General features: G+C 60.6%; 13 protein-coding genes and 7 pseudogenes. 9 read left to right on the top strand and 11 right to left on the bottom strand.

Going from position 1 to position 19,583, the window contains the following annotated elements; genetic code table 11:
* Positions 1-12: 12 nt before the first annotated feature.
* Both ACVIHF_RS01225 and ACVIHF_RS01220 read left to right on the top strand, forming a co-directional pair.
* Positions 13-165 (top strand): annotated as a pseudogene (locus ACVIHF_RS01225) (ABC transporter substrate-binding protein); the annotation flags it as partial.
* Between the two features lie 124 nt (positions 166-289).
* Entirely contained in the window at positions 290-670 is a 381-nt protein-coding gene (locus ACVIHF_RS01220) for an ABC transporter permease subunit (protein WP_456791468.1), read from the top strand.
* Here the strand turns inward: ACVIHF_RS01220 and ACVIHF_RS01215 are convergent.
* Positions 640-1,582 (bottom strand): IS630 family transposase gene (locus tag ACVIHF_RS01215; RefSeq protein WP_141343507.1). Its coding sequence is split into 2 segments (ribosomal slippage): positions 640-1,242 and positions 1,244-1,582, totalling 942 coding nucleotides; the frame shifts between segments, so codons are not numbered across the junction. The genes ACVIHF_RS01220 and ACVIHF_RS01215 overlap by 31 nt on opposite strands.
* Positions 1,583-1,858: 276 nt before the next feature.
* Between ACVIHF_RS01215 and ACVIHF_RS01210 the strand changes: the two genes are divergently transcribed.
* Both ACVIHF_RS01210 and ACVIHF_RS01205 read left to right on the top strand, forming a co-directional pair.
* Entirely contained in the window at positions 1,859-2,368 is a 510-nt protein-coding gene (locus ACVIHF_RS01210) for an ABC transporter permease subunit (protein WP_456791467.1), read from the top strand.
* Positions 2,263-3,057, top strand: coding sequence for an ABC transporter permease subunit (locus tag ACVIHF_RS01205; protein ID WP_375167288.1), 795 nt, complete (start codon positions 2,263-2,265; stop codon positions 3,055-3,057). Before ACVIHF_RS01210 ends, ACVIHF_RS01205 begins: the two co-directional genes overlap by 106 nt.
* Positions 3,058-3,383: 326 nt before the next feature.
* Here the strand turns inward: ACVIHF_RS01205 and ACVIHF_RS01200 are convergent.
* From ACVIHF_RS01200 to ACVIHF_RS01180, 5 genes and pseudogenes are all read right to left on the bottom strand, one after another.
* Positions 3,384-3,599, bottom strand: a pseudogene (locus tag ACVIHF_RS01200) (IS3 family transposase); the annotation flags it as partial.
* The gene (locus ACVIHF_RS01195) at positions 3,523-3,942 is read right to left on the bottom strand and encodes a transposase (RefSeq protein WP_375167199.1); all 420 of its coding nucleotides are present in this window, start codon (positions 3,940-3,942) and stop codon (positions 3,523-3,525) included. The gene ACVIHF_RS01195 and the pseudogene ACVIHF_RS01200, both read right to left, overlap by 77 nt.
* Before the next feature lie 164 nt (positions 3,943-4,106).
* Positions 4,107-4,400: a hypothetical protein gene (locus ACVIHF_RS01190; protein ID WP_253610554.1), complete on the bottom strand. Its 294-nt coding sequence runs from the start codon at positions 4,398-4,400 to the stop codon at positions 4,107-4,109.
* A gap of 799 nt (positions 4,401-5,199) precedes the next feature.
* Positions 5,200-5,799 (bottom strand): annotated as a pseudogene (locus tag ACVIHF_RS01185) (plasmid pRiA4b ORF-3 family protein).
* Positions 5,796-6,062: pseudogene (locus ACVIHF_RS01180) on the bottom strand (transposase domain-containing protein); the annotation flags it as partial. The pseudogenes ACVIHF_RS01185 and ACVIHF_RS01180, both read right to left, overlap by 4 nt.
* 672 nt (positions 6,063-6,734) lie before the next feature.
* Between ACVIHF_RS01180 and ACVIHF_RS01175 the strand changes: the two are divergent.
* On the top strand, positions 6,735-7,892 hold the full coding sequence (locus tag ACVIHF_RS01175; RefSeq protein WP_253610550.1) for a reverse transcriptase domain-containing protein: 1,158 nt from the start codon (positions 6,735-6,737) through the stop codon (positions 7,890-7,892).
* A gap of 167 nt (positions 7,893-8,059) precedes the next feature.
* On the opposite strand, the pseudogene tnpC reads toward ACVIHF_RS01175, so the two are convergent.
* From tnpC to ACVIHF_RS01155, 4 genes and pseudogenes are all read right to left on the bottom strand, one after another.
* Positions 8,060-9,355: pseudogene (tnpC, locus tag ACVIHF_RS01170) on the bottom strand (IS66 family transposase); the annotation flags it as partial.
* A gap of 51 nt (positions 9,356-9,406) precedes the next feature.
* On the bottom strand, positions 9,407-9,760 hold the full coding sequence (gene tnpB / locus ACVIHF_RS01165) for an IS66 family insertion sequence element accessory protein TnpB (RefSeq protein ID WP_253610445.1): 354 nt from the start codon (positions 9,758-9,760) through the stop codon (positions 9,407-9,409).
* Positions 9,754-10,182: an IS66-like element accessory protein TnpA gene (gene tnpA / locus ACVIHF_RS01160; protein WP_253610548.1), complete on the bottom strand. Its 429-nt coding sequence runs from the start codon at positions 10,180-10,182 to the stop codon at positions 9,754-9,756. Before tnpA ends, tnpB begins: the two co-directional genes overlap by 7 nt.
* Before the next feature lie 459 nt (positions 10,183-10,641).
* Positions 10,642-10,783 (bottom strand): annotated as a pseudogene (locus ACVIHF_RS01155) (IS256 family transposase); the annotation flags it as partial.
* 938 nt (positions 10,784-11,721) lie between these two features.
* Between ACVIHF_RS01155 and ACVIHF_RS01150 the strand changes: the two are divergent.
* Positions 11,722-11,979: pseudogene (locus tag ACVIHF_RS01150) on the top strand (transposase); the annotation flags it as partial.
* On the opposite strand, the gene ACVIHF_RS01145 reads toward ACVIHF_RS01150, so the two are convergent.
* Entirely contained in the window at positions 11,936-13,357 is a 1,422-nt protein-coding gene (locus ACVIHF_RS01145; protein WP_253610547.1) for an IS4 family transposase, read from the bottom strand. The pseudogene ACVIHF_RS01150 and the gene ACVIHF_RS01145 overlap by 44 nt on opposite strands.
* 1,538 nt (positions 13,358-14,895) lie before the next feature.
* Between ACVIHF_RS01145 and ACVIHF_RS01140 the strand changes: the two genes are divergently transcribed.
* From ACVIHF_RS01140 to ACVIHF_RS01130, 3 genes are all read left to right on the top strand, one after another.
* Positions 14,896-15,513, top strand: coding sequence for a LabA-like NYN domain-containing protein (locus tag ACVIHF_RS01140; protein WP_253610546.1), 618 nt, complete (start codon positions 14,896-14,898; stop codon positions 15,511-15,513).
* A gap of 1,024 nt (positions 15,514-16,537) precedes the next feature.
* Positions 16,538-18,508 (top strand): hypothetical protein, encoded by a 1,971-nt coding sequence (locus ACVIHF_RS01135; RefSeq protein WP_456791466.1) that lies wholly within the window; start codon positions 16,538-16,540, stop codon positions 18,506-18,508.
* Positions 18,417-19,508 carry an autotransporter family protein gene (locus tag ACVIHF_RS01130; RefSeq protein ID WP_456791465.1) on the top strand — a complete coding sequence of 364 codons (1,092 nt, stop codon included), beginning with the start codon at positions 18,417-18,419 and terminating at the stop codon, positions 19,506-19,508. The genes ACVIHF_RS01135 and ACVIHF_RS01130 overlap by 92 nt, the downstream gene beginning before the upstream one ends.
* The last annotated feature ends 75 nt before the right edge of the window (positions 19,509-19,583 follow it).

The following is a 19,583-nucleotide window of genomic DNA, read 5'->3' as shown; positions in this document are numbered from 1 at the left end:
GAGAGAGAGGACATGATACCCGTTACCGTAAATAGGCTTGTGATTGTCTCGGCGGCACCACTTTCGCTCATTGCCGCAACCACGGGCGGCGCCCTTGCACAGAAGAAATACGACACCGGCGCCAGCGACACCGAGATCAAGATCGGCAATATCATGCCCTATAATCCTTCACACGGTTGCCTATGATGGACGCCCGTTACATCTTTGAGCGTGGGTGGCGTATCGGACGTGGAACCTTTCGCGTTGAAGCAGGCCATTACCATCCTGTTCGGACCGGCCGCCATTAGCATTGCATCGCCGCTGCCTCGCGCGGCCTCGCCGTTCGGCCTGGAATACCCGTCCTATCGACTGTTCATCATGGCGATCTCGACCGCGCTCGTGGTCGCTACCTTACCTCTTGCTCTATGCCACTTCGATTGGTCTCCAAATCAGGGGCGTGATCGCCAATCGTGCAATGGCGGCTTCACTCGGGATCAATACCCGCCTGATGGACCGTGCGATCTTCGCCATCGGTGCCGGCCTCGCGGCGATCTCAGGCGCCGTCATGGCGCCGATCATGAGTGTCGATCCTCAAATGGGTGTTGGCTTTCTAATCCCGGCGTTCCTCGCCATTCTAGAGCATTTTCCACATGATGTGGATCATCTGGTGTATCCAGCATGCCTAAAGTAGTTGGCACACATCTGCGGCGCAAACGACTTGACGAGTTTGCCGATGAGTTTGAGCAGGGCTTGGACCGTGCGGGTGGCGCCTTTGCGCAGCGCAGCTTTCAACCGGGAGAAGGCCTGTTCGATTGGATTGAGGTCGGGCGAGTAGGCCGGCAGATAACGCACGCGGGCGCCGACAGCCTCGATCGCCTCGCGGACACCGGCGATCTTGTGAGTGCGCAAGTTGTCCATGAAGACGATGTCGCCCTTGCGCAAGGTCGGCGCCAGGACTTGCTCGACATAAGCCAGGAACGAGGGCCCATCCATTGCACCGTCGATGACATAGGGCGCCGTGAGGCCATCGATGCGCAGCGCGGCGACAAGCGTCAGCGTCTTCCAGTGACCATGGGGCACGCCAGAGACGAGGCGCTCACCGCGAGGAGAGCGCCCATAGTGCCGGACCATCTTCGTCGTGACCGCAGTCTCGTCGATAAAGATGAGGCGCGGTGCACGCAGCTTGGGCTGCTCGGCTTTCAGCGCGGCACGCTCGGCAGCGACGTCAGGTCGATCCTGCTCGGCGGCGTGCAGTGTTTTTTTTGAAGGTGATGCTGTGACGGTCGAAGAAACGCCAGATCGAACCGATGCCGGCCTTTTGCTTTCTCTGAGAGCGCAGACGCGCGCGGATCTCCTCGAGCGTCAGGTCCGGCTCCGCGGCGATCAGCTCGATCAGCCACTGCTTGTGCTGCTCCAACGGCGAGCGGCTGTGCCCGGTGCCGGGCTTGGCCTCAACGTTTCCGGTCTTCCTCCAACGATCCATCCATCGGATCGTAGTCGAAGCGCCGAGATTGAGAATGCGCGCAGCCTCACGTGCGCTTTCGCCGGACTCAACAAGCTCAACCGCACGCACCCTGAGGTCCTTGGAGTATCCCTTCGCCATCGCATGCCCCGCATGTTGTCGCGGGCAACACCGAATCTGATTTGCGTGCCCGTGGGAATCCCCTTTGACTGTTCCGATTCACCTCAACTGGAAACCGCTCTAGTTGGAGGTCTCAATTCTCTGGTGGGCACCATTCTCGGTGCGGGCGTTATCGGAGGGGCGACGACCGTCGTCTCGAGTTTCATGTCGCAGGCGTTTGCGCAAATCGCGGTGTTCGGTCTTGCGATCGCAATTATACGGCTGTTTTCCAATGGCCTTTCGAAAAGGAATCGCTGAATGGCCGCACGCCGATCGCTGCTCCTGACGGCAGCCGTCTGGCTCGCATTCCTGCTGGCACCCGCGTTGCTGGATGAGTGGCGGATCAGTCAGATGGCTCAGCTCGTGACCTACGGGCTCTTCGCAATGAGCCTCGCCCTGATCTGGGGGCAAGCGGGCATTCTCTGTTTCGGACAAGCGATCTTTTTCGGTGTCGGAGCTTACATTGTGGCGCTGGTAACACTGGGTAAGATGCCCGCCGTCGGCGACAGTCAATGGACCGACCTCTTGTTGGCCGTCGCCGGCGGTGGAATCGTGGCGCTGTTGCTCGGATTGTTCATGTTCGGCGGCCAGGGCCTGACAGGCGCGCATTTCGCTGTCGTGACGTTATGCGCCTCCGTCATCGCCGAGGTGGGTGCCAGACGATGGGACTTCATCGGCGGCTTCAATGGTCTGTTGGCGTGCCGCCACTCGTTTGGCCAGTCCCATGGCAGGACATGTATTTGCGCGGGGGCGAAACTTACTTGCTAATTCTCGTGCTGACCTTCGGCGCGTATCTGTTCCTTCAGTGGCCGAGCCGGACCCCACTAGGCACGTTGACGATGGCGATCCGGAGCAATGAGAACCGCACGCGGTTCTTCGGTTCCAATGTGACCAGCCTGAAGTTGTTCCTCTTCGTCGTATCGGCGATGCTGGCATCACTCGTTCGGTTTTGTGTCGCCACCGCTGGTCGGTTTTGCGCTATCGACCGAAGTGTTGATCTGGGTTGCCGTGGGCGGGCGCGACGTCTTATTGGGGGCGCTGATAGGAGCGATGCTGGCGCGCTCGGTCGAAAACGCGCTTTCCGATACACTCGGCAGCTACTGGTTACTGTGCACGGGACTCTTGTTTGTCGTTGTGGTGGTGTTTGCGCCGCAAGGGTTGTTCGGCAGGCTGCTATGCTTGCAAACGCCACCGAACGAACCGCACTAAACTGGAGCTGCGGCGTGCCGGACAATCTGGGCCGGAGCTGCGCTGTCCATTGCCTCCCTCTTCGCGTCTCGCGTGGTCGCATTCTTGGACTCTCTGGCGCGATCTCTGCGACGGTAACGAGTGATACCCGCTGCTGCACTACCGTGCTCGGGAAGTCCCCAACACATGGTGCAGAATTGCCAGTGCGCGGATGGGGCGCTGAATATTCGACATCGCCGTCGTTGAAGACGATCCCGCATTCGAGGTGACCATGGCGCGGCGTGCCGGCGCTTTTGCGGTCGGCGTCTCGACGGGCGTCGCAGGTCGCGACGCGTTCTGCCATTGCGCACGGGTCCGGCTGCCGAAAATCTCCGCGAACAGCGCCCGCCTCTCCTCGGGCGGGGCCATGCTGGTCAGCCAAGACCGTGGCCAGATAAAGCCAGCCCTGGTCGATCTCGACGTAGGTGATGTCGGCGAGCCAGATCTGGTTGGGCGCGGTGGCGATGAAGTTGCGCTTGAGCAGGTTCGGGGCGATCGGGAAGTCGTGACAGCTGTCGGTGGTCCGCACCCGTCGTGGCGTCGCCATGAGGGCCCTGATACCGTGGCGGCGCATCAACCGCTCGATGCGACCACGGCTCGCCCCGCGGCCCCGAGCCTTCAACTCGACATGGATACGCGGGCTGCCATAACGCCCGCGGGTGTCACGGTAGACCCGCCTGATGTCGTCGACGAGGTCACGATTGGCGGCAGATCGTCGGCTCTCCGGGCGCGAGCGCCAAGCATAATAGCCGGCCGGCGAGACGCCGAGCACGTCGCACAGGAGCGCCACCGGATAATCGGCGCGGCGATCTTCGATGAAGGGGAATCTCATGTCCGTGTTCCAGCAAAGATCGCGATCGGTTTAAAATGTCGCGCTCCATGCGCAACCGCTCTTTCTTTTGCTGCAAGCGCGCGCTCTCTGCCGCGTGGTCCACCGACGGCAGCGTCGCCTGCATTGTGGGGCGCCGCGTCGCCGCCGTCAGCTCCAGCCGCGCCCCGCGCTGCTCCACCCACCGCCGCAGCACGGAATCGCGCAGGCCAAGCTCCTTGGCAACAGATCCGATCGAGCGCCCGCTCGACGCTACAAGATCAACCGCTTGCCGCTTGTACGGGATTGCGTTAGCTGGCCCGGGCGATGGCGAAGGACACCAAGCCTAGCAACGTCGCTGTGGACCAGCTCATAGGGACGATTTACGCACTTTACTCAAAAAATGCCGGCCGATTCTAAAAGTCACTGACACTCGACCTTGCTAGCGGTTTTCGGCAAGCGTATTTGATCTCATGTTGGCGCGACATGCATGACTCGCTGCGGCGCCAAGTGCACCTTGCCGCCTTTTTCGAAGAGGGTTGCTTGCCATGACCGGATATGTCGCTCGCCATTGATTTTCTCCCCCAGCTTTTGGCCGGCCTTGCATTCGCCGGCGCCGTAGTCTGGTTGATAACCCGAAATGCGAGCAGTCGCTCCGTCCGAAATGCTGAGTGCCGGCAGGTCGCCGGGCTGACCATTGTCGACGTTGCGATGGTCGACAGTCGGCGTAGCCTCGTTCTGATACGTCGCGATAGTACTGAGCATCTACTGTTGATCGGAGGCCCAAACGACATCGTAATCGAGTCTAGCATCGCACGCCTTACGTTGTCTGGCGAGAGCCGACCAAGTGAAGTACAACGATTATCGGAAGCTACGCCACTTCCCAACGTCTTCTATTGGGATGATGTTGCCGCTATTGGTTCCGAAAGCGAACCGGCATCGTCAGCGTTGCAATCAGGTAAGACCGAGTTGCACGGCCAGTCGCGGGCTGTCGCCGAGAGCGGTGCCGCTGATCCGCAGGTGAGCGACGGACTTGCAAGCCTTGCCCAGGAGCCGATGGTGCATTCCAAGCCTCCCGGGTCAGGACACGAACCTCTAACCGACCACAGTGCCGCAGGGGCGCGAACCTCCCACACCCCGATCGCTCAGTTCCGCTGCATATCTTCCGATATTGCTGTCCCTCCGTCGCAGAGCAAGGATCAGATACCGCCAGTCAGCTTAGATGATGCGGTTCTCGACGAGCTCGAAAGCGGAATCATCAAGTTGGTCAAGCGCCTTAGCGCGATGCGGTGAGCCTCCGAACGCTGTATACATGCTTTGCCGTCGGAAGAACGTCGGGCTTCCATCGGGTTGAGGCAAGCGCTTTGGCTTGCCTGACCTATCAAAGAGATGTGCTGACCGGACCGAACGCCGAAACGCAATGCCAGATTCGTGCGGAGCTCTCCCGAGGCGCAACACCGCAGAAGTAGCTGATGATACTGCGTCGATCCGCCGCCAAGGCCGGGTCCCTCGCGGGAACGATCGTAAGCGTAGCTCTGCGGCCCTTTTGAATGGCGCTTGACGCCTATTTTGTTCGCGTGGCGCGTCGCCGCGGTTTCCATGTGTCGGACAACGCGTTGACGGCGGCTTCGAGCGCCTTCCGATCGACGACGTTGGGATCGAACCGCTCCGGGCCCCAGAGGCGCATATGTTCGTGCTCTGGATGGTGGGGTCGCCGATGGCTTCGAGGTATTCGGCATAGCCTGGCGCACCGCCGACGTCTTCCGGAGGACAACGACCGGCGGCCTCGAGCAGGAAGGGAAGCCCCTCCGTCGTGGTGTTCTCGAACCATTTTTCGAGCTTGATCACATGGTCCCAGCTGTCGCCGAAGTCATAGAGATATGGATCGTCTTGGCGCCGGTCTCTCGAACGATATCGCAAAGCCGCGCTTTGCGGGCGTCCATGGGCTGGTGGCCGTAATCGTTGTGGGGATCAGGAATCCCCCAACGGACCTCACCAGCGAAGAACTCGAAGAGGTGACTGTTCGTCCAGCCGAATGCCTCCTGAAGCGTCAGGTGCAACCGATCAAGGCGCAGGGTGAGCGGCACGACAAGGCGACGCATCACCTCCGGCTTCACATCCTTGAGGGTCACCTTGATCCGGACCGCGGTGTGTTCAGGCTCATGCCGCCAGCCTCGGATCGTGTGCATGCATCGTGTAGATCGACGCCCAGGGAAGCAGTTCGTCCAATCGCGCCGCAGGCCAACCATTGACGAGCTTGGCGAGAACGTCAGCGAGCCAGTGCTCGGCACTGACGCCATTGAGCTTACAGGTCTCAATGAGCGAAGCCAGCAATGCCCAATTCTCGGCACCTTCGTCGCAACCGGCAAAGAGGGAGTTCTTGGCATTGAGCTTGATCGGCCGCATCGCTCGCTCGACCGCATTGGTGTGTGCCTTGCAAGGCGCACTGTTCTCCCTGGTGTAAACCCAGGCCGGCAAACTCTCGCTCCAGCCGGAAGTATTCGGGGCGGGTCAGGAGGCGACGAATGACCTGAAGCACTCCGAAAATGTGCCCTTTCGAGGGTCGACGGTCCGCGCGGGCCGCAACGTGAGTGAACATTGAGCAGGCCTCGAAATGTCGTTGTGGGAGCCGACCCGCCATTCTAACGGGGAAAGCCGATGCCGTGGGGGAAGCGAGCGAGAAACGCACCCCAAGGTCCCACCGGGGTAGTGATGGCAGCACGCGCGGGACATGGACAGTGAGCAACAAGGGAAGTCTGCCGCCGTGGATGGGCGCAAGCCTGTATCCAACGGCAAACCCGTGAGGGGCAGTGCCGGCGATGGCAGATGGCGGATGGGTTCGTATTACCGGTGATGTCGGGTAACGCCGACGGAGGAAAGGGACCCTGACTCGATCCATGCGAGAACGACAGTTGAGAACACGGCGATTGGTGATGAACCTAGCAACACCGGAAATATCTGTTCAGAAACTTCAAACCTCGCTGCAGGCGAAAGCTAAGGCTGAACTATCGATTTTACTCTCTTTGGGACAAAGTCTGCAGACTGGATGTGCTGGAAGAAGCCTACAGGCGCTGCCGCGGAAATCGGGGCGCTCCTGGGGTGGACGACGTCACATTTGCTCAGATCGAAACCGAGGGACGCGAGCGATGGCTGGAAAATGTCAGAGAGGAGCTGATGTCGGGCAACTACCGACCACAGCCCCTGCTGAGGGTATGGATACCGAAGAGTAATGGCGGACGTCGACCGCTTAGCATTCCAACCGTAAAAGACCGGACGGTCATGACGGCAGCGATGCTGGTGATCGGCGCCATCTTCGAAGCGGACCTGCTGGACAACCAGTATGGCTTCCGTCCGAAACTGGACGCCAAGATGGCGGTGCGCCGCGTGTTCTGGCACATCAGAGACCATCGACGATCGGAGATCGTCGACGCGGATTTGAGGGATTACTTCACCTCGATTCCGCATGCACCACTGGTGAAATGCCTCACACGCAGGATCGCCGACGGTCGGCTCCTCTCAATGATCAAAGACTGGCTGACAGTCGCGGTCATCGAGAGAGACGGTCGGCGAACCACAAGGACGGCGGAGGCCCGTACGAAGAAAAGAGGAACCCCACAAGGCTCACCTTTGAGCCCGCTGTTGGCGAATCTCTACTTTCGTCGGTTCCTGCTGGCTTGGCGCAAACACGGACACCAAGACCAACTCGATGCGCATATCGTGAATTACGCGGATGACTTCGTGATTTGCTGCCGCCCAGGTTCGTCCGAGATGGCAATGACGCGAATGGAGACGCTAATGAGCAGGCTCGGGCTGGAGGTGAACGAGACCAAGACGCGTCTCGCCCGTATCCCGGAGGATAGCGTAACATTCCTCGGGTATACGATCGGACGCTTCTATGGAAAGGGAGGTCAAGCGTTCCTTGGTACAAGACCTTCCAAGAAAGCCGTTCGACGATTGCTCAGACAGATCCATGAGCGCACGACACGTCAGTGGTATCCGGACACACCGGAGAACACAGTCGCTGTCATCAACCGCTTTCTACGCGGTTGGTGCGGCTACTTCGACCAAGGGCCAGTGGTGGAAACTTACAACCTCATTCGGCAATACGTCGATCGCCGTCTGCGACATTGGTTGGTTCAGCGCACCGGGGCGCGCGGACGGGGCTTCAACCGTTACTCGCAGGAGTTCCTGCATGAAACGCTTGGCCTCTACCGCCTCCCCAGAGCACGTGCCGACATGCCGAGAGCGAAGGCTTGATAGATCGAGAGAAAGCCGGGTGCGGGAAATCCGCACGCCCGGTTTGACGAGCGGCGACTGGAAACGGAGCCATGGTCCGAAATGAGGCACCGGCGCATCAGCGAAAGCTGCCGGCCAACCGCAACTCCTCGGAACCTGTAGCCACCGCGCCAGTCGTCGACTCTACCCATCTCGATGCGCCCGTCATCAAGGTAGAACGTCAGGCCGTCCCAATGACGCAGCGCGTAACGCAGGGCCTTCGCCGTGTCGCTCTTCTGCGCAAGGTGAGCAAGCTTGGCCTCAAACCACTGCTTCAAGGCTGCAGCCAGAGGCCGGGCATGCGCTTGTCGCCCCGCGCGGCGCTCGTCCGCAGATCGGCCGCGGGGTGCCTTCTCGACCGCGTAAAGCTGGGCGATGCGCTCAAGGGCCTCGCGGGCAACCGGAGCTGGCGCCGGCGCAGCCTCCCGCTCGATCTTCACAAACTGGCGCCGCAGATGCGACCAGCAGAAGGCGAGCGTCCCGGACAGGGCGTCCGCACGCGTCTCTCGGGTCATGGTCTTGTAAGCCTGATAGCCGTCGCAGTGGATGATGCCGCGATAGCCCTCAAGCAGCCGCAAGCCATGAACGGCGCCACGGCCCGGTGCATAGGCATAGATCACCCCAGGCGGATCAGGTCCGGCCCAAGGCCTGTCATCGCGTGACAGCGCCCAGAAGTAGCCGGTTTTTGTTCTGCCGCGCCCCGGATCCAGCACCGGCGCCGGGGTCTCATCGACACAGAGCTTCGAAGAGGCCAGCAGAAGCTGGCGCAGACGATGCCACAAGGGCTTCAATTCCTGGGCGGCGTAGCCGACCCAAAAGGCGAGCGTGGAACGGTCGATGGCGATACCGTGCGTCGCCAGCATCTGCACCTGGCGGTAAAGCGGCAAATGCCAATGATACTTGGCATCGATGACATGCGCGACCAGTCGCTCGGTAGGCAATCCTCCCCTGATCAGTCGCTCGGGCGCGGCGTGCTGGAGGACGACGCCATGACAGGCGCGGCAGGCCAGCTTGGGCCGGCGGGTGACGATGACGCGATACCGCGCCGGCACGACGTCCAGCCTCTGGCTCTCATCGTGGCCGATCTCAAAGAGATCGCCTTTGCAGGACGGACAGCAGGTTGCAGCCGGCATCAGCGTTTCGACAATGCGTGGCAAATGCTCCGGAAGCTGACCACGGTTGGCTCTGCGCTTGGCAGTTCTCTTCTCGCGGGCTCTGGGATTGGCGCGATCCTCAGCGGCTTCGAGAGCCGCGACGGCCTCTTCGATGTCCTCCAGAACAAGCTGTAGCTGATCAGCGTCCAGCTTTTCCGAGGACCGACCGAACTGCGCATCCTTCGCAAGCTTGAGCAACCGCTCGAGCCTGGCGCAGCGATCCAGCAGAGCCGCGGCAAAGGCACGCAACTCGGCGGGATCGCTCGGCAGCTCATCAGGCAAATCACTCACGGGCCCGAGTCTGCCATGCTTCGCGCCCCGATGCAGCGAAGATTTTATGTCCTACGCAAGCGCTTTCGGCTGCAGGATCCGAGGCGCGTGCATCCGCGTCCAATCCATGCCGGCCAGAAGCGCGGACAGCTGGGCGGCATTCATCCGCATCACGCCGGTCACGATGGGAGGCCATTTGAAGCCGCTGCCATCGAGCCGCTTCCAATACATCACAAGGCCGCTGCCATCCCAGACGACAATCTTCACTCGATCGGCGCGCTTCGCACGGAACACCACCGCCACGCCCTTCATCGGGTCATGGCCCAGCGTCTCCTTCGCCAACAGCGCCAAGCCCTCCGCACCTTTTCTGAAGTCCACAGGTTGCGTCGCCACGTAAATCATCAGGCTCGCGGGCGGCGTCAGCATGAACGTGTCCGTCGAAGCGCCAAGAACACATCACTCAACACAGCAAGGCCAGGCGTCCCTCGCACCTCCACTCGTGCCCCCTGCAGTTCAACCGTCAGAACGGCTGCTTCCGGTTCCGGCGACCCGGTGGGCTCTGCGGCCGCCGGTAGCGCCAATTCCGACACCACCGGCACGAACGACAGCGTGTCCGCCGAAGCCGGCAGCACCAACTGGCCCAAACGCGCCCGGCGCCGCCAGTCATGCACCTGCTGGGGCCGGCACCTATGGCGACGGGCGACGTCTGTGACAACCGCCCCCGGCTCGAGGCTTTCTGCGGCAATCTGTGCCTTCAAATCATCCGGCCAGCGCTTTCGACCTGCGCCTGCGTACACTTCGATACGCGGTGACAACGGTCGTCTTATGTCGTCAGAATGGTCGTCCATTGTGAGCCCCCTTCCAGAAGATGACTCTTCTAGCGGTGCTCTCAAGACTCCGCACAAACAATCCAAAGGGCCTCGACGCCACGCTTACGAACGATCACCGCTGCTTTGGAGATTAACTGTCGGAGGGCACCGCCCTCAGGTCGGTATCCGTCCGGTGGACACTTCGCCGGATGCGTACTCAGGTCGGCGAAGAACTCGAGAAAAGTTTGAGCTTTCGATGAAGGGTTTCAGCACCGCACTGGCGTCTTGCCACACTCGCCGCTCGACCCGCGGTGGCGCGCTGGGCCACTAGGTCGTGCGGAACTCGATGTTCATTCCTGCAGGAGGTGAGCTTCAGAGACGCGAGTCCAACAGCAGACCCATGGCCGGCTCTTCAAACCCAAACACCGAAACGACTGCAAAGGGGGGATGTCCCGCTCGCTGTTGAACTACGTCGGGCCGACGTTGCCGGAATGAATGTTACGCGGCGAACGTGACGTGGGCAACGGGCTTGATCGTCAGTCATGCGATCGTGGTGAGCTTGAAGGGCCGCCCGCAGAATCGACAATTGCTTATGCGCCTTCAATCGTCGGAAGCCTTTGTTGGCCTCGATCATGCCGGCACCTCTATCTTACCGCCGTGGAAACCGATCCGACCTCGCGTTCGGCCCCAACGATGCGCCCGCCTTCGTCGACAAGATGAGTGGCCTCCACATCAAGGTCCAGGAGTGCGTCGAAGCGTGGCAAGGACGGGATCGGTACAGAGAACACAGGAGAATGTGAATCCGCTTCGCTCTTCTTCTGGCGTCAGTGTCGATATCCCCCAGGCACATTGAAGGAGGGACCACGTTGGTTAAATCGTGAGAATTTGATCTAAACTTGAGTGAATTGAACAACGAGTTATCAGCTACGACAAGTGGGTACAGGACGAACGCACAAACTTCCGCTCCGATCTCAAAGCGTCCCTCCCAGTCTTGCTTTGAATGCGTCACACGGCGATGAACGCAGGGAATACATGGAAGCTCTATTGTTGAGTTGCATCGATTGTGACAACAGTGTCTTGGTGAGGGGAACGAATCTGGGCCCCGACACTTGGAGAAAGTTCTACTGTCGGACATGCCGATCCGTCGGCGCACGCGGCCGGAATATCATGATAGAGCGGGTCGACATCCTACGACAGCGATCGCTATCAGCCACGCAAAACGACATGGCCGTGCGGATCCGACCATGACAACCGGTTTCACGAATGGATGATCGGCCGTCCAGTCAAACCCCAGCTTGGGGTCGGGGGACAATGTATCTTGGAACTGTTGCAACGATAGCGGACAACGATGAGAACGCGTGGTGAGCAGGCGACGATTTCACAAGCTGCAAACACCGCTTCCCTTGGGGTATATCATTGCCCTGGGTCACAGCCTCGGGCGTACAGAAGCTCCCGAACGGCGAAGGTGATCTCCCACTCCTCAGTGTCGCTGTGTAGTGATCTGAGGCCGGCAAACTGAACCATTTTTGGCTAACGTTTTCGCTGCCGAATCCCCTCAGCTGGGAGGAGCGAAAGACGATGAGGGCCTCGACGTTTTCGGACGCCCAGAAGGCGTTCATCCTGAAGCAGGGCAACGATGGGGTTCCTGTTGCGGAGATCTGCCGCAAGGTCGGGATCAGCCAGGCTGACCTACTTCAGTTGGAAGAAGAAGTGTAACGGACTGCTGCCGAGCTGCCGACAGAGATGCTGCGGTTGAAGCAACTCGAGGGTAAGCGGCAAGGAGACCTTTCAATTACCCATAATTGTTGCCTCGATCGCAGCTCCAAGTTCGATGTCGGTCAGCCGCGATAGTCCGCGCCAGATCACGGTATTTCCTGGAGGCGGATCGTTGGCTCGGGCCAAATATCCTCCGAGCCGCGCGATCTTGACGACATAGTGCGAGAGCGTGCTTCGTCGAGAGCAATCCGTCTTTCACAAAATGATCAAGAAGCCTGATTTCGGGATCCGTCAGCGCCGTTTGCGGTACGGCATTCGGTGAGGAGCGATTGAGCATCGTCATCCAGAAGACGCGCCAACTCACAATGCAGAAGACCGCGACCAGATTGACCAGACGCTCAGCAGTTCGCAATTTTGAGTCCTCTGCTTTGCAGCCAGATTTGAGGATCTTATGGAAGACTTCGATCTTCCACCTCAACGCGTACCATTCGATCTTCTTGATGGCATCCTTGCGCGATCGGACCGGGAGATCGGTGAGGAGCTTCCACTCGATTTTCTTTCGCCGCTTCGGCCTTCCCCGCTCTTGAGCATGGATCACGGTCAGAGTGAGTGCGGGATATTTCGTCTGTTTGCCGATCGGCGGCAGGACGCATATCTTGCGGTACCTGATCTCAAGAACGGCGTCGTCGGGATCGCCTTTGTCGTCCTTGACCTTGATCCGATGCAGACCCTTGATCGTAACCTCGTCCATTTCGTCGGCAATTGTATGATTGCCGTCCCCGGCAAGCCGATCAACACAGGTTCGCACCAAAAAATGCGTTCCAACCTCCTCGGCCAGGCAAAACAGCTCATAGATGTCGCTCTCGCGATCACCAATATGAACGCGTCGTTCAGGGGCAGCGAGAAGGTCGGTCGATTGCCGTAAATTCTCGAGCCAGCGGATGCTCTCCTTCTGCTCGATCGGCACTCGTGTCGGATTGATCTTTCGCTTCAGCGCCGTCGTCCCCTTGAACTTCTTGCGGGTCCAGAACTTGATTGCCGACAGTCCGAGCGGAAGCCCCTCGGTCGTTACGGCGAGACTCGAATGCATCAGGATGCCGCACTGTGTGCGTCCTGCCGTCTTGCCCGTAAAGCCGATCAGGTCCGGCTTCTCGCGCTTGAAGCTGAAGTCCGTCGTGTCATGGAGGACGAGGATCGGTCCCTCCGTCGCCGCTACGCGCCCGCGCGTCGCCTCGAAATGACCGCAAAGAATATCCGCCTCGTTGACCCGTTCGTTGGAGAGGAAGCGATAGGCGGCCTTCGTGTTGGCCCAATCCTGACAAACCAACGGGATGCTTTGACCCATGTCGCTCCCGATTTGTGCGAGCAATTTGCAGAACCGGCGACCAAGCCGCTCATCCTTAAACTCGCATCCCGCAACTTCCTGATCAACCCACGTCTCGATACCAGTCGTCAATCGCTGAGCACGCGCCCCCGTGCGTCCCTTCACCAAGCCCATCGAGCACCCCGCGCTTCCGAATCAGGTGCTCAACAAGGAATCACAACAGATTCTACCGATTCAAGGTTTCGCCCGCGGCGCCTCGCTCAAATCCAACGTCAAATGTGGGTAATCGAAAGCTCAGCTTGCCGCTTACACTCGAGGAGGAACCCGCTTGCGTGATATCGAAGCGATCGTTCCGGTCGTCGGCAAGGCTTGCCAAGATCTTGAGTTCGCAGCTGTCTGCTCGCAGACACTTTCGTGGTTCAACCTAGATTAATAGATGCAACTCGTTCCACGAGCATGCACCTCGCCATGTTGCGTCAATCTTAGGCTTAGGTAATATCCGGTCAGATTGCTGTAGGCGATTTCAGGCAACGGCTAGTCCGAACATCCACCGGCAACGATCCCCAGATTGCGAATGTCCGCCCTAACCGACTCCAGGAATTTGCTGACCCGGGACTTCAGGCAAGCGCATTTTCTGAACAGTGCACGTGCAGAATTGGGCACCTGGCGACGAGGCGGGATGACTCGTTGGCACTGCTGCTCGTCGGCGATGTTCCAGGCAACTTCCTGCGTTCCTTGGGACGCCTCGGTCACTTTTTTCTGGTTCTCACCAGCTGTTTTTGCCCTCCTATTACCGCTGAACCTGCGCGCCAACTTCCTGAATGGCAAGCACAGAGTAGCGAGTCTCCTCGCCGCCTTTCCATAGGCTGATATCGGCACTGGGCGTCTCCCGTCGTGCTATCTCACCGTGCTGGCGATGGCCTATATTCTGGCCGCAATTCCGTGCCTGCACTTCAAGCCGCCCGTGTCTCTGAGCGTGATGGTGGTGAGGCGACAATTGCCGATGCGGCGTCTCCCGCCATATGTCGCCGCTCGGGCATCTTCGGTGTCGTTCTGATCATTGCGCTGGGCTCGACGGCCATCCGCACTACAATTCGGTTCGCGTGCTCTCGATCGGAGCTGTGCTGACAGGCCGTGGCGTTGATTCCACTGACGAACACGTCGCTCAATTCCGTCCCTTCAGTTTATCCGGTGTTCCTGATGGCAGACAGCGAGTTTGAGCGACTTGCTCAGACCGCTGGTTAGCAGCGCTGTCGTGCGATTGCGGAGGCATCGTGCGACCTGAGAAGGAGGACCAACGATCCTGACAGTTGCACTGGCGCAACAGCAGGCCGCGCTTCAGGGCCTTGATGTCCCTTGGACAAGAAATGTTCGAATTCGAAATATGCGGACCGATGATTCAAGTATATTATAGCACTTTCATTGAAATTCACTAATGCACGCCTTGCACGGCATTTGCTTCTTGCAGGCGCGGACATGTAAGAGCACGACATGTCAGCAAATTTCACCAAGTGAGTTTATGCAGGAGGGTTGTTGAAATTACTTTGACTCAAGTTTTCGGTCGCCATGGCAGTGTGGCGGTTTCCTTGAACTAAGGCACGTTCGCGGCTCCCGCAGGACAGGTCAATCTTCTGATCCCGTAAACACCGATTATTGGCGCGCGGTCCGCCCTCGCTCCGCTAAAATCGCGAGAAACCCGTGAGACCACTTTGATGCCGTCATCTGTTTCCAACAAGATCGCGCTCTTCATCGACGGAGCCAATCTTTTCGCTACTGCGAAGACGCTCGGCTTCGACATCGATTACAAACGTCTTCTCAAGGAATTCCAAGGTCGCGGCATTTTGCTCCGCGCCTTCTATTACACGGCGATCATCGAGGATCAGGAGTATTCGTCGATCCGCCCGTTGATCGACTGGCTCGACTACAACGGCTATACGGTCGTCACGAAGGCGACCAAGGAGTTCATCGACGCCAGCGGCCGTCGCAAGGTGAAGGGCAACATGGACATCGAGCTCGCGGTCGATGCCATGGAACTTGCCGAGCACATTGATCAGATGATTCTATTCTCCGGCGACGGCGACTTCCGCTCACTGGTCGAGGCGGTGCAGAGCCGAGGCGTCCGCGTCACCGTGATCTCCACCATCGCCAGCCAGCCGCCGATGATCGCCGACGAACTGCGCCGTCAGGCCGACGTCTTCACCGACCTCGTCGAGCTGCAATCCAAACTTGGCCGCGATCCGTCCGAACGTCCGGCCCCGCGCGAACCCCGCGAACCGCGTCACCACTCCCCGCAATTCCTGCAGCGCGCGACCACTACGATGGCCCCATAGGCATCCGGTAACCATCTCGGCGAGTAGTCTCGCGGTCCTTAATCAGCTGCTCGCTCTGCCCACGGCTCGTCACCCTTCGCATGACGGCCCGCGCGTGCGAGCCGGGCTGGTTCAATTCGTGGATTCGCTTGGATTGCCGGATCAGCGACTGTGAGCTGTGCGCCGCCGCAGATGCCGCGGAGATCAACACCTGTCCGCAGTTTCTGCTCAGATCGCACTTAGTTGCAGCTTCTCCGACTGCGCCCATTTATCGACGGTCTTGGAGCTGGCTCTGGAAGCGACACCCTCAACCTACAGGCGGCGACGCAGATAACACGTTGAATGGCAGAGCTTGGATGAAGCGCCGTTCTACTGAGGCCGGCATCGCCGATCTGTGCGCCCGACGGAGGGGGCCGGGACGCGCCGCCAGAACCGCGTGGTCCGAAATGGTGACCGATTTCAAACAAGACTGACCGATTATCAAGGCATCCTGAATGAGGGTGTGCTCGACGTTACAGCAGTCGCATCTCCACGACAGCGGTCACATGAGGATGCTGCCTCCACGAGCCTCCGCAGCAGCCTGCGGCTATCGGGCGTCGCTGGAGCCAGGTACAGATGGTGACGGCGCACAGTACCTCCCGCGCCAGTAACTCGAATGAAATTGGTAGAGGCGCGGATGCGTAAAGTGACATGTAACGACGGGAAAATGCGGGAGTGGCTCGTTCGGGCCGCGACAGGAATGGTCGGCGGCGCCTTACTGTCCGCAATCAGCGGGCCGGCACTGGCAAATAACGAATGCGGCACACCGTCGGGAAGTTCAATCACTTGCCGTGGGACAAGCTATTCATCGGGCATTTGGTATGGCGTGGCTTGGCAGTTTCCAATTTATTATCCGTCTGGCGCAACGCCGCCAGCGCCGACGCCGTCCTGGAGGGTACGTCCACAGTTCCCGAATGGATTCACGCTCGTTCTCGACAACCCCCAAATGGTGGTGGGACCTGACGCTCCGAGGGATTTTCATTATAAAATGCCTGAGATATTTCTCATGGATTCTACGCCGGCCCCTTTAGTGGTCGATGTCAGGAACGTGCAGTCGATCGGCGGTACCGGGCCTGGCGTCGGGCGTGGGATTCATGTGGCCAACGACGGCACGGGCGCGGCAACGATCTATTTCCGAAACGGCACGCTCATCTCGAACAACCCCTACCAACCGGAGCTGGGATTGTGGGCCACGAATGATGCAGGTCTCCAACTCAACCCAGCGAATCATAGCGATACGTCAATTTATATTCTGGGTGGAACAATCACAAGCTTGAGTCATGGCGCATTGTCCGAGAATTGGGGGCGGGGCGGGGATGCTATTATCGACATGTCCGCTGGAACGGTGGCCACGCAGAACGCCGGGGCCAACGGCCTTTACGCTCTTATCCTGGATTCCCAATCGACAGGCGCGGCGCGGGTGACGCTGTCGGGAGGCAGCGTGACGTCCAGGGGCGGCAGCGGCCTTGTTGCTCAGACGCCCGGCCTCGGCGCGGCGCTGGTGACGATCTCGGGCGGGACCGTCAGCGCGCAGGGAAGCAACGGCCACGGCGCCTTCGCCACCATCACCAATGCGGCGAACGCGAAGGACGCCACCATCACCCTGACGGTCGGCTCCGTGACGGCCACGGGCACGGGCGGCAACGGCCTCAACGCCACCACCGCCGGCACCGGCAATGCCGTGGTCACGGCAGGCGCCGGGACAACGATCGTCTCGCAACGGGGTGTCGGCATCAACGCCGTCTCGAACCGCGGCAACGTCGTCGTCACATCCAACGGCACCGTCACCGGTGCCACCGGCATTCGCGGCAGCGCCCCCGCCGGCACCGTGACCATCACCACCGCCGGCGCCACCACGGGCACCGCCGGCAGCGCCATTCAGGTCGACGGCGCGTTACGGGCGACCGTCAACAATTCCGGCAACGCGACGACCTCGAGCCTGACCGCCGCCGTGGTCGATGTGCGCGCCACCAACGGGACAATCATCAACAACCAGGCGGGCGGGCAGATCAGCGGTGCCAGCGACCTGGCCATCCTCAGCCATTCCGGCACCACCGTCATCAACAATAACGGCACCATCATCGGCTACGTCACGCTGCTGGGCAGCAACAACGTCTTCAACAACAACTCGCCCAATTCCTTCGACACGCGCGACTATGTCAACGGCGTGCAGCATGTCGCCGTCTCGCAGATCAATGGCGACTTCAACAACAACGCCAATGGCGTCCTGCGGCTGCTCTATGTCGACCGGCCGCAGAGCGTCGACAATACCGGGGCCTACCAGCCGGCCGGCAGCCTGCTGCCGACGCCCACCAACGGCGTTGCCCAGGGGCAGCTGCTGGGCGTCAGGACGTTCGACAACCGCGGGATCATCACGCTCCAGGGGGCCGACACCGGGGCGGGGCGCCCGATCGCCGGCGACGCGCTCGTGATTACCGGCGGCACACGTCCCGGTACTGACGGCGGCGGCGTCTTCATCTCCGACGGCGGCGGTCTGAGACTAGACACCGTCCTGAACGCCGGTGGCCCTCAGAGCCTGAGCGACGTGCTCGTTGTGGACTCGACGCGCCTTGGCTCCGGCGGCGCGACCCGGATCAGCGTCGCCAACGCCGGCGGCGCGGGCGCGCCGACGCTAGGCAACGGCATCATGCTCGTCGATGTCCTGAACAAAAACGCGTCCGCGCCCGACGTCTTTGTGCTCAACGGGCAGTACACGACCAAGGACGGCCGGCCGGCCGTGGTCGCCGGGGCCTATGGCTACACGCTTTTCCACGGTGGCGTCGGCGGCAGTGCGGCGGATGGCAACTGGTACCTGCGCTCGCAACTCGTTCCGCCCAATCCAGTCCCGCCCCCCCCAGCCAGTCCCGCCTCCCACGCCGCCGACAGTGCCTCCCGCGCCGACAGTGCCTCCCGCGCCGACAGTGCCTCCAGCAGCGGCGTACCAGCCCCTCTACCAGCCGACAGTGCCGGTGGCTGAGGCCTATCCGCAGGTGCTGCTCGGCCTGATTGGCCTGCCAACGCTGCAGCAGCGGGTGGGCAATCGTTACTGGTGCGACGACCGGGAAAGAAGAGACGCGGCCGACGCCTCCGATCGGACGGCCCGTCCGTTCGGTTGCGAGAAGGATCCCACCATCGAGGGGGGTGGCTTCTGGCTCCGCACGGAGGGACGCCATGATCATGTCCAGCCAGCCCTCTCGACGGCGAGCGTGAACCGCGACGTGGACCAATGGCAGGTTCAGGCAGGCGTCGATGGGCTTCTTTATGAATCCACCTTTGGCGATCGCCTGATCCTCGGCGTGACTGGCCAGTACGGCAATGCCAGCGCCAGGCTGGTCTCGCCGCACGCCGACGGCTCCATCAATGCCGATGCCTATGGCATCGGTCCGACCCTGACCTGGTATGGCCGCCATGGCTTCTATGTCGATGCCCAGGGACGGGCGACCTGGTTCAACAGCAATCTGTGGTCCGATCAGGCCGGCCTCATCGCCCACAACAACACCGGCTTCGGTTACGCGTTCTCGCTCGAGATGGGCCAAGACCTGCACATCGCCAGGAGCTGGACGGTCACGCCGCAGGCGCAGCTGATCTATTCCTCCGTGACATTCGATGGCTTTACCGACCGGTTCGGGGCGAGGGTCTCGCCCGACAAGGGCGACAGCCTCCGTGCCCGGTTCGGCATCTCGGCCGGCTGGGAGAAGGCGTGGAAGGACACGCATGGCAACGCCGAACGCCTCAAGCTCTATGGCATCGCCAATCTCTATGCCGAGTTCCTGGGGGGGACCCGGGTGAGCGTGGCCGAGACGTGGTTTGTCAGCCGCAACGCCTCCTCGACCGGGGAGCTCGGGTTGGGCGGGACCTATGATTGGGGGGACAACAAATACTCCCTCTATGGCGAGGTCGCCGCCTCCACGAGCCTCGGCAACTTCGGCAGCAGCTACGGCAATCGCGGCATTGCTGGGGCCAGGTACAGATGGTGACTGCACACAGGATCGCCCGCGCGAGTCGGACGCGTCCGCTCCGTCAGTGCGCGCGTCAACTCCACCGCTCACCTC

It is taken from the genome of Bradyrhizobium sp. USDA 4506, from assembly GCF_054058795.1.
Note: the sequence above shows the minus strand (reverse complement) of the source record. Positions and strands in the feature narration are given on the sequence as shown.

Bases quoted from the DNA above. Each gene is read 5' to 3' on its own strand.
- ACVIHF_RS01140 (WP_253610546.1), top strand. From the start codon at position 14,896: ATGCCGTCATCTGTTTCCAACAAGATCGCGCTCTTCATCGACGGAGCC.
- ACVIHF_RS01205 (WP_375167288.1), top strand. From the start codon at position 2,263: ATGGGACTTCATCGGCGGCTTCAATGGTCTGTTGGCGTGCCGCCACTC.
- tnpA (WP_253610548.1), bottom strand. From the start codon at position 10,182: ATGGACGACCATTCTGACGACATAAGACGACCGTTGTCACCGCGTATC.
- tnpB (WP_253610445.1), bottom strand. From the start codon at position 9,760: ATGCTGACGCCGCCCGCGAGCCTGATGATTTACGTGGCGACGCAACCT.
- ACVIHF_RS01135 (WP_456791466.1), top strand. From the start codon at position 16,538: ATGGATTCTACGCCGGCCCCTTTAGTGGTCGATGTCAGGAACGTGCAG.
- ACVIHF_RS01210 (WP_456791467.1), top strand. From the start codon at position 1,859: ATGGCCGCACGCCGATCGCTGCTCCTGACGGCAGCCGTCTGGCTCGCA.
- ACVIHF_RS01190 (WP_253610554.1), bottom strand. From the start codon at position 4,400: ATGCTCAGTACTATCGCGACGTATCAGAACGAGGCTACGCCGACTGTC.
- ACVIHF_RS01145 (WP_253610547.1), bottom strand. From the start codon at position 13,357: ATGGGCTTGGTGAAGGGACGCACGGGGGCGCGTGCTCAGCGATTGACG.